This is a genomic window from Paracoccus aeridis (assembly GCF_004923205.2).
GTDB classification, from domain to species: domain Bacteria; phylum Pseudomonadota; class Alphaproteobacteria; order Rhodobacterales; family Rhodobacteraceae; genus Paracoccus; species Paracoccus aeridis.
Genome location: NZ_SELD02000006.1, coordinates 275,714 through 282,895, shown reverse-complemented (window position 1 = coordinate 282,895; position 7,182 = coordinate 275,714). Strand labels below are relative to the sequence as shown.

At 61.4% G+C, this 7,182-nt stretch carries 5 protein-coding genes; 2 read left to right on the top strand and 3 right to left on the bottom strand.

Annotation, left to right across the window (positions count from 1 at the left end):
• Nucleotides 1-1,099, top strand: a 1,099-nt coding sequence (locus ELI80_RS03675) for an AAA family ATPase (protein WP_136649628.1), incomplete at its 5' end; no start/stop codon positions are given.
• The gene (locus ELI80_RS03670; RefSeq protein WP_143803193.1) at nucleotides 1,096-1,341 is read left to right on the top strand and encodes a hypothetical protein; all 246 of its coding nucleotides are present in this window, start codon (nucleotides 1,096-1,098) and stop codon (nucleotides 1,339-1,341) included. The genes ELI80_RS03675 and ELI80_RS03670, both read left to right, overlap by 4 nt.
• A gap of 351 nt (nucleotides 1,342-1,692) precedes the next feature.
• Here the strand turns inward: ELI80_RS03670 and ELI80_RS03665 are convergent, their stop codons facing one another.
• The 3 genes from ELI80_RS03665 to ELI80_RS03655 form a co-directional block, all read right to left on the bottom strand.
• Nucleotides 1,693-3,126 carry a hypothetical protein gene (locus ELI80_RS03665; protein ID WP_136649627.1) on the bottom strand — a complete coding sequence of 478 codons (1,434 nt, stop codon included), beginning with the start codon at nucleotides 3,124-3,126 and terminating at the stop codon, nucleotides 1,693-1,695.
• A 234-nt stretch (nucleotides 3,127-3,360) separates the two neighbouring features.
• Nucleotides 3,361-4,599, bottom strand: a complete 1,239-nt coding sequence (locus ELI80_RS03660; RefSeq protein ID WP_136649626.1) for an abortive infection family protein — start codon at nucleotides 4,597-4,599, stop codon at nucleotides 3,361-3,363.
• 256 nt (nucleotides 4,600-4,855) lie between these two features.
• Nucleotides 4,856-7,144, bottom strand: coding sequence for an adenosylcobalamin-dependent ribonucleoside-diphosphate reductase (locus ELI80_RS03655; protein ID WP_136649625.1), 2,289 nt, complete (start codon nucleotides 7,142-7,144; stop codon nucleotides 4,856-4,858).
• Between the last annotated feature and the right edge of the window lie 38 nt (nucleotides 7,145-7,182).

The following is a 7,182-nucleotide window of genomic DNA, read 5'->3' as shown; positions in this document are numbered from 1 at the left end:
CAAAAGCCTACTTCAGGGAGGACCACTTTTCAGGGGGCAGACCAGTGACCTCCTGAGGGAGATGCGCGCGACATTCGCCGAGGCGCGCGAGGCGGCGCCGTCGATCCTGTTCATCGACGAGATCGACTCCGCCGGTGATCGGAACGGCAGGGATAGGCACGCCGAAAACTACCGCCGCCAGGTGGTGAACGCGCTCCTCGAACTGACGGACGGCACGCTCCGGATGGAGGGCGTCGTCCTCGTCGCGGCGTGCAACGACGTGGCCGCCCTTGATCCGGCCTTGACCCGGCCCGGTCGCATCGACGCGGTGGTGGAGGTCCGACGCCCCGGCCTCGTGGCGACGGAGCGGATCCTTAAACACCATGCTCGCGGAGACATCGCTCCGGGCGAGATCTCGGATCTGGCGCGGAAGGCGGTCGGCAGGACCGCGGCTGAACTGGACGGTGCGGTGCGTGAGGCGCGCAGCCTCGCCCGGCAGCGGGGGGAGGCGTTGACGGCCGCCCACCTGTCCGCGGCGCTGGGGATCGGCGACGAAGACGCCGAGATCGTCCGGCGCGTGGCAATCCATGAAGCGGGGCATGCCATCGCCGCTTTCAGACTAGGGTGCGGCCGGGTCGAGCGGATCACCATCTCGCCCGCCGGCGGCAACGTCCTCCTCGGAGGGCGGAAGCCCCTCATCAGCGCCCAGGACGTCACGGATCGGATGGAGGTCATCCTCGCTGGCAGGGCCGCTGAGGAGCTGGTTCTGGGGAGCCCGTCAGTCGGCGCGGGCGGCGCTCCGACGAGCGACCTAGCCTTGGCCTCGGACCTTGCCCTGCGACTTGAACTGTCCTGGGGCCTGACCGACCACGGGATCCTCTACCAGGCGGACCCTTCCGGCGCCTTGCTGGCCGCGTGCCCCGAGGTAAGGGGCAGAGCGAACGACCGCCTTCGTGAGGCGATGGGGAGGGTTCGTGCCAGGCTCAGCGATGAACGACCGGCGCTCGAGGCCCTGGCGGAACGACTGGTGGCCGAGCGGACGATGGAGCCCGGTGAAGGAGCGCATGAGGGCTGGTTCTTGGAAGGCCTGGCCCCCGCGGCCACGACGGGGGTGGCATGATGAAGGAACCGGCAGCGACGGGCGCAGGCGCCGGGATCAGCGGCGAACGGGTGACGGCAGCGATGGACGAGACGGCCGCCTTGTCCGAGATCCTGGACCTCCTGTTCTGGGCGGCAGAGGGCGTAGGCGGGGCGCAGGGAGCGGCCATGGCGCGCGGGGCTATGGTGGCTCGGGAAAGGCTGGACGTGTTGCGGTGCGCCCTTATGATCGGAGGAGAGTCGGCCGCCCGGTCCGGCGGTTGACGACCCGTTAGATCAACGCACCATAGGGGCTGCGACCCTGTCTGAGCACGGTGAAGGCATCACGCGACGAAAGTTGTTCGACCTGGTATGGACCAAGCCGGCGCCCGAGGTGGCAACCAACCTCGGTATCAGTGAAATTGAACTTCGCAGGAGATGCTCAAAACATCATGTCCCTTGCCCGCCCCCCGGTTATTGGGCGCGGGTCGTCCAAGGAGATCTCTTCGAGCGGCCCCCGCTACGGCCGGTCACTGACCCCACCTTGCAACTCGTAGACTTGGCGATACAGCCACGCCCGATCGCGGCGCCCACCACCCCCGCACCGGATGAGCCTGATGCTCCTTCAGAGGCAATTCAGCTTGGCCAAGATATATGGCCTGCAGAAATTTTGCGGAAGTGGGAGTCCGCTACACAACTGGGATTTCCCTCGATATTGGAAATCAAGTAGTCAATGCACTCGATTAGTCGGGGGTTGATAACGTTTGGCTTTACGGCCTCAAGCGCCTTCTTTGCCTGCTGCCTGCTTGTAGAGATCCCTAAGTTGCTCCGAATTTCGTAGTGGCTCATTAGTGCCATGACTAACGCAGCATATTGATCACCGGCAAATGACAGTATCTGGTCATAGATCGGCTTCGCCCCGGGAGACACACCATTGTTATATGATACGCCGTTTCCAACGCGACAAATCATTATCGTCCTAAATAAAGGCTCGGCAATGTTGGGTATAATCGCAGAAGCCTCAGGAATGTAACTGATTAGACTGCGAGCCACAGGAACTTCGTGGTGGAAATTATCCCATGCATGATGTGTATCCTTAAGCTGAATAAGAAGCTCATTAACGATAATAAGCCGTTCAGAATTTGATCTATAGGCATTGCCCCCCACAATTTCGAAAAACTGTTCTCCCAGCGCATACTTGTCCGCGTGAAGGTTGGCCTTGAATCCCTCCAAGACAGTCCCGAGCTTCATTCGCGGCTCATCTAGGCAGCTATTCCAAATGCAAGGTGCGATGATAGAAATGTTCTTTCGAACTGCAGGATCTGTGTCCGGAGAAACAAAGATTCCAAATACTGTTCTGAGGATATTTCCACAGAAGTGAGTCGGAAGCTCTAAGACTCTCTGCTCAATCGTTTTTGCCGTTGCGGCGTCTAACGGCAAAGTGCGCTTCTTCAGGTTTCCGATGAAGGCCTGAACTTGAAGCGCCGCCTCGGAGGGCTGGTCGTTCAGAACATCCTGGACACAAGTCTGAAGCCAACCCAACAACTCGAAGGCATTAATGTTATAGTTGTTCGGATGAGATATACCTATACTATTTCTCATGTCTAGAATATGCTTCAGCTTTGCATAAGTTGTGTCAGCGATTAGCTCTAGCTTCCTACAACTATCGATAAGAACGATGTCTTTAATATTACCAAGATCGGCCTCAGTAGAATACATGTCGCGATTTTTGCCACCGCCAACAGCAGCATCGAAGAAAATGTCTAAGCCGTATCGAATTGCTTTCTTTCTCAGATCAACAATTACCTCATTCCAAACAGCATTGAGTGAATAATCAAAAGGACCATAACCAGCGCCGACTACAAACTTCGAAAGATAGCGCGCCTCAGACTTGATCTCTGGCGGCAACTTATCGATAAAAGCTGGTAGGTTATTCCCGATAATTTCGCGCTCTGCAGCGGCTGCAATGATATGCTCAGATGGAAGGCCAACGCTTTCCAGATAATCTACTATTCTCTGCGCCTGGGGATCAACTAGCTGATTAGGTTTTCCTTGGATAATCTCATTCATTGGAATTCCTCTTTCAATTTGATAGCAGGAGTGTTAATGTTCAGCCTTCCGTATTAGAAAGCTATGTTAAGAACGGTCATGGCGCTACAAAAAATGTTGGGAAATTTCTAATCGGCCTACGACAAGGCCTCCACGAAGGACGTGCAAGCAGCACCCCTGTCGGTTCGCTGCGGTGTGGGCCGAACTGCTCTGCAAAAGACGTATTGATGTTGATGGTCTTCGACTCGGATGTAATCAGCTCGACGAGTGCCGGTCCATGACGAAGTCAACGAAGGTGCTGGCGGCGCCGATAGCCAGTCGGGCATGACGCGGCTGCAGCCCTTTGAAGCTCCTGCCGCGACCGTGCCCTTTGCCGTAGGCGTTTCGGAGAGGAGCCAGAGAGTGCGCGATCTTACCGAGGCTCGTCAGGATGTCGCGGATCTCCGAAGCTCCCTTGGCTGTCTCTTCGATGCCCTCGGGCATGATCCTCAGCTCCTTCCGCAGAAGCTTCAGCAGGTCTGGTATCTCCGCCCTAGAGGGATACTCGACCTTACGATCGTCTAGGATGAGCTTGCAGCATCCTTCAACTATCTCTTTGGCAAGCGCGATGGCCTCGCCTGGCTCCGTATCCCCGATGCGCTCGAGCCGCCTCAAGTCCTCGTAGAGCGTATCGGAGTTCAAGGTGGCTGCGACCGCCTTCATTCGGTGCAGCGGCATGCCAAGTGCATGCACCTTCCTCTGCGGGACGTAGATGGGGCGGCCGTCGATAACCTGATCTTCGACCAGTTCCCATCCATCGGCCGCAAGGTGACCGTTGAACGCAGTCACGAGAGCCGTTTGCTCTTCTGCATCTCTGCGCACAACCGGATGGACGACCTCGCAGATGAAGCGCAGCAGGGTCTCTTCATCTGCATCATAAAGCCGGAAACGAGGGTCGCCGTAAATCCAGTCCAACGGCCAGTCCGCATTGTTGACACAGTGCTGCCATATGTCACCCTCGGCGGTCTCGAACCGGCTGTCTCCTGACGGCAAGATCGACAGTTCGTAGATGCGACTTAGAAACGACACTTCGTCAAGAGCGCCGAACCAGATAGTGCCTCGCGCCCTCATCTCGTCCAAGAGGGCGGAGCGTGTGCGAGGAGCCACACGTCCGTCTGAGACCCCGGATCCGTGTGGGCGGACACGGTTCGGCGTTACCGCAGCTTTCACCAAGAACTTCTCATCGCTTCCACAAACAAGCTGCAGGTTGGTGTCGATGACGTCGACGATCTGTTTCAGATCGCTCTCCACCTCTACGAAAGCGGATACCGGTAGCCTGATGAAAGCGGTCCAGAGTTCAGTGCCCCCGTTCCAGTTATCGTCTCCGGTATGCTGAAGGTCGATCTCAGCCAATGTAAGAACCCGGAGCGCAGCACTTTCACCTCTTGCCCGTAGCAGCTCGACCACAGTCGGTAGGGCGCCTTCGATCTGCCGTCTTATGCTCAGGTAGCGCATCCGTCCGACCGCTCCATATGGACTATTCGACAAGAACTTGGCGCATCTCGAGGGAGGCAGCAACCGGTCAGGCCATGCGCTTCAAAATTGAAGAAGGCGGCCGCTGCCGGCCGCCTGGTAGGTATTCGATCCTTCTGTAAGCCGCTTGCCTTAAAATCGACCGGTGGAAAAGTTATGGCTCGCAAAAGGACAAATTATGGGCGGCAGAAGGAAAAGTTTTGCCTGTCAGCACACCAGCCGAAGTCCCCCCGCTTGGTCAGCCGCACTTCGAATGGCCGCAGTCCATGCAGGTCAGGCAGTTCTCCACCTTGCGGACGGCGGTGCTGCCGCAGGCCGGGCAGGACGGGCCGCGCGAGCGCGCGGCAGTCGCCCCCGTCTTCGGCCCGGCGCCGAGTTCCGTCACCTCGGCCTTGGGGTCCGACTTCAGCCCCAGCCCCTCGCCGGCGAGCGAGCCTGTCGCGACCATGTGCCGCTCGATCACGCCGCCGATGGCTGCGAGGATCGAGGGGACGTAGCGCCCCTCCATCCACGCGCCGCCGCGGGGGTCGAACACCGCCTTCAGCTCCTCAACCACGAAGCTCACGTCGCCGCCGCGGCGGAACACGGCCGAGATCATCCGCGTGAGGGCCAGCGTCCAGGCGTAATGCTCCATGTTCTTGGAGTTGATGAAGATCTCGAACGGTCGGCGGGCGCCGTCCATCACCACGTCGTTGATGGTGATGTAGATGGCGTGCTCGCTGCCCGGGAACTTCAGCTTGTAGGTCGCGCCCTCCAGCGCCGCCGGGCGGTCCAGCGGCTCGGTCAGGTAGCCGCCCACGCTCGCCGGAACGGGCTGCGGCGCCGGAGAAGCGTCGCTGACCGACAGGACGCTGCCCGTGACGTCGTTCGGGCGGTAGGTCGTGCAGCCCTTGCAGCCGAGATGCCAGGCCTGCAGGTAGACGTCCTGGAAGGCGTCGAAGTCGATGTCCTCGGGGCAGTTGATGGTCTTCGAGATCGAGGAATCGACCCATTCCTGCGCCGCCGCCTGCATCGCGACGTGATCCGACGGGGGCAGGGTCTGCGCGTCCACGAAATGGGCGGGCAGGGGGGCGTCGCCGTTCTTCGCGCGCCACATCTGGACGGCGTGGTCGACGACCTCCTCCTCGGTCCGGGTGCCGTCCTTCTGCAGGACCTTGCGCTTGTAGGCGTAGGCGAAGACCGGCTCGATCCCCGAGCTGACGTTCCCGGCGTAGAGGCTGATCGTCCCCGTCGGCGCGATCGAGGTCAGAAGCGCGTTCCGGATCCCGTGGGTGCGCACCGCCTCGCGCACGTCGTCGTCCATCCGGCGCATGAAGCCCGAGGCGAGATAGGCGTCGGCGTCGAACAGCGGGAAGGCGCCCTTCTCGCGCCCGAGGTCCGCCGAGGTCAGGTAGGCGGCCCGCGCGATCCGCTTCATCCACGCGCGCGTGGCCTCGACCGCGTCGGGCGCGCCGTAGCGCAGGCCGACCATGAGGAGCGCGTCGGCAAGGCCGGTGACGCCAAGACCGATCCGGCGCTTGGCCGCGGCCTCGCGCGCCTGCGCCTCAAGCGGGAAACGCGACACGTCGACGACGTTGTCCATCATCCGCACGGCGGTCGCGACCAGTTCGTCCAGCGCCGATTCATCCAGCCGCGCGTCGTTGCCGAACGGGTCCAGCACCAGCTTCGCGAGGTTGATCGACCCCAGCAGGCAGGCCCCATAAGGGGGCAGCGGCTGCTCGCCGCAGGGGTTGGTGGCGGCGATCTGTTCGACATAGTGCAGGTTGTTGTCGGCGTTGATGCGGTCGATGAAGATCACGCCCGGCTCGGCGTAGTCGTAGGTCGCGCGCATGATCCGGTTCCACAGCTCGCGCGCCTGCACGGTGTGGTAGACCCGGCCGCCGAACTGCAGATCCCACGCGGCGTCGGCCTGGACCGCCTCCATGAACGGATCGGTGACGAGGACGGACAGATTGAACATCCGCAGCCGGGCGCTGTCCTGCTTGGCCTTGATGAACGCCTCGATGTCGGGGTGGTCGCAGCGCATCGTGGCCATCATCGCCCCGCGGCGCGATCCCGCCGACATGATCGTGCGGCACATCGCGTCCCAGACGTCCATGAAGGACAGCGGTCCCGAGGCGTCGGCGGCCACGCCCTTCACCTCGGCCCCGCGCGGGCGGATGGTCGAGAAGTCGTAGCCGATCCCGCCGCCCTGCTGCATGGTCAGCGCGGCTTCCTTCAGCATCTCGAAGATGCCGCCCATGCTGTCGGGGATGGTGCCCATGACGAAGCAGTTGAACAGCGTGACGCTGCGCCCGGTGCCCGCGCCGGCGAGGATGCGGCCGGCGGGCAGGAAGCGGAAGTCCTCGAGCGCGGCGTAGAAGCGGTCCTCCCAGCGGGCCGGGTCGGCCTCGACGCTGGCGAGATCGCGGGCGACGCGGCGCCAGCTGTCCTCGACCGTGGTGTCGAGCGGGGTGCCGTCCGCATCCTTCAGCCGGTATTTCATGTCCCAGATCTGCTCGGCGATGGGGGCGGCGAAACGGGTCATGTCGGGATCCTCGAAGCGGTCGGTCGGGCAAGGAGGGG